Here is a 2,076-nt window from a genome sequence, read left to right as displayed (position 1 = left end):
GTAGAGGATGTGTCCGGTATAGAAGTCCGACGCCTTGGAGGCGAGGAACAGCAGCGGCCCGGCCAAATCTTCCGGCTCGCCCAGACGGCCCTTCGGCACGCGCGCCAGGAAGCCCTTGCGCACCGTCTGCGCCCGCTCGGTGTCTTCGTACATCCAGGCGGTGAGCGGCGAGCGGAACACGGTCGGACCCAGCGCATTCACGGTGATACCGGTGTCGCCCCATTCGCAGCCCAAGGCCTTGGTGATGCCGTCGACCGCCGACTTGGAGGCGCAATAGGCCGAATAGCCGGCCGGATGGCCGAGCAGTCCGCGCGCGGAGGAGGTGAGGATCACCTTGCCGCCCTGGCCTTGCTTGATCATCTGCCGGCCGGCGGCGCGTGCCATGATCCATGACTGGTTGACGTTGGCGTCCATCACTTCGAGGAAATCCGAAACCTTCTGATCGACGATCTTGGCGACCTTGTTGAGCCCGGAGGCGACGACCAGGATGTCGAGCCGGCCGAATTTGTCGACCGCGGCCTGGACGATCTTGTCGCAGTTCTCTTCCGAGCTGGGGCGCAAGGCGATGATCTCCGCCTTGGCGCCGAGCGCCTGGCATTCCGTCGCGACTTTCTTGAGTTCGTCTTGCTTGCTCGCCGCCAGCACCACATTGGCGCCGGCCCCGGCCAGCACCTTCGCCGCCAGCGCGCCGAAGGCGCCGGAGGCGCCGGTGATGATCGCCACCTTGCCTTTGACTTCGAACAAGGAGAGCGGGTTTTTCAGGAAAGCTTCGGACATCGGACGCTCCTAGAACTCTTTGTCATGGCCGGGCTTGTCCCGGTCATCTCGCTTAGGAAGGCATTGCCCTCCTGATCGGGATCACCGCGTCAAGCCCGGTGATGACGGGCCAAGTGGCCCGTCACTTCGGCGGCATCGCCACGGCCACGACGATCGAGCACACCTCGTTGCCGCGGTTGATGATCTCGCGCGATTCATTCGGCCCGATCGTGCAGGAATCGTAGGGCTTGAGCACGGTCTCCTTGCCGTCGACGATCACCGTGAGTTCGCCGGCAAGCACGAAATAGACCTTTTCCGGCGGCGAGGCGTCGGGGCCGGCGCCGCCGCCCGGCAGGAAATGCGACAGGCCGACGATCAGGCCTTTGGTACCACCGGCCTCGGCGCCGAACAGGCGCAGCGAGGTGCAGGCACGATGGTTGGCCGCGTCATAGGCCTTGGCGTCGGCGAAACGTCTGACTTGCATGAGAGTGCTCCTTTAGAACTTCTTGCCGCGTTCGATTTTGTACTTGCCGCTCGGATCGACGATGGCGACCAGCCGCACGATGCAGCCGTCGCCGCGATCCCAATTCCACGGGAAATAGGCGAAGGTGACACGTTTGCCGGTGACCTTGTCGATGTCGCCGCCGACATTCTCGATGCCCATGATGCCGTTCTTGAACAGGATGCGGTGCACCGGCTCCCATTCCGGGAAATCGTCCTTCCAGTCGCGGCCGCCCGACCATTCCCTGTATTCTTCGGCCAGATGCGGATGCAGCGGCCCGTTGCGCTGCGGGCCAATGGCGGTGGCGAGCGGATGATCGTTGGCCTGCGTGTCGTGGCCGATCACCTTGACCTTCTTCTTGACGAACCATTCGCCGGCCGACGGCACGAAGCCGGGCGCGCGGCAGAAATAGTCCTCGCTGTCCTCGTAGAACTTGTGCCAGCCGGTATTGACGATCACCACGTCGCGCGGCCGCACGATCTTGCCGCAGGCCTTCTCCAGGTCGTCGCCGGTGATCGGCTCCCACTTGTTCTTGGGGATCGACACCACGATGCCGGAGCCGAAGAAATGCGGCAGCGGCACCTCGTCGATGAAGGGCGTGCCCTGGATCACGTGCGCCGGCGCGTCGATATGCGTGGTGTTGTGCATCGAAGTGGTGATGCGCTGCGACAGCACGCCCGACTTCGCCATGTAATGGATGCGCTCGATCTTGACGTCCTCGAAATACGGCCAGTTCGGCGACTGATAGCCGAAGCGGTGGGACAGGTTGTAGAACTCCAGCCCCATGGTGTTCTTGAGGTTCTCTTCAAACATCACGC

Annotated in this window: 3 protein-coding genes; all 3 read right to left on the bottom strand. The window is 63.4% G+C overall.

Annotation, left to right across the window (positions count from 1 at the left end; genetic code table 11):
* Positions 1 to 777, bottom strand: a 777-nt coding sequence (locus HY852_RS12980; protein ID WP_291605108.1) for an SDR family NAD(P)-dependent oxidoreductase, incomplete at its 3' end; no start/stop codon positions are given.
* A 121-nt stretch (positions 778 to 898) separates the two neighbouring features.
* Positions 899 to 1,240, bottom strand: a complete 342-nt coding sequence (locus HY852_RS12975) for a cupin domain-containing protein (protein WP_291605107.1) — start codon at positions 1,238 to 1,240, stop codon at positions 899 to 901.
* 12 nt (positions 1,241 to 1,252) lie between these two features.
* Complete coding sequence (locus HY852_RS12970; protein ID WP_367116360.1) at positions 1,253 to 2,074, bottom strand: cyclase family protein; 822 nt, start codon at positions 2,072 to 2,074, stop codon at positions 1,253 to 1,255.
* Between the last annotated feature and the right edge of the window lie 2 nt (positions 2,075 to 2,076).

It is taken from the genome of Bradyrhizobium sp. (genome assembly GCF_016213215.1).
Classification (GTDB): Bacteria; Pseudomonadota; Alphaproteobacteria; order Rhizobiales; family Xanthobacteraceae; genus Bradyrhizobium.
Note: the sequence above shows the minus strand (reverse complement) of the source record. Positions and strands in the feature narration are given on the sequence as shown.

Bases quoted from the DNA above. Each gene is read 5' to 3' on its own strand.
- HY852_RS12975 (WP_291605107.1), bottom strand. From the start codon at position 1,240: ATGCAAGTCAGACGTTTCGCCGACGCCAAGGCCTATGACGCGGCCAAC.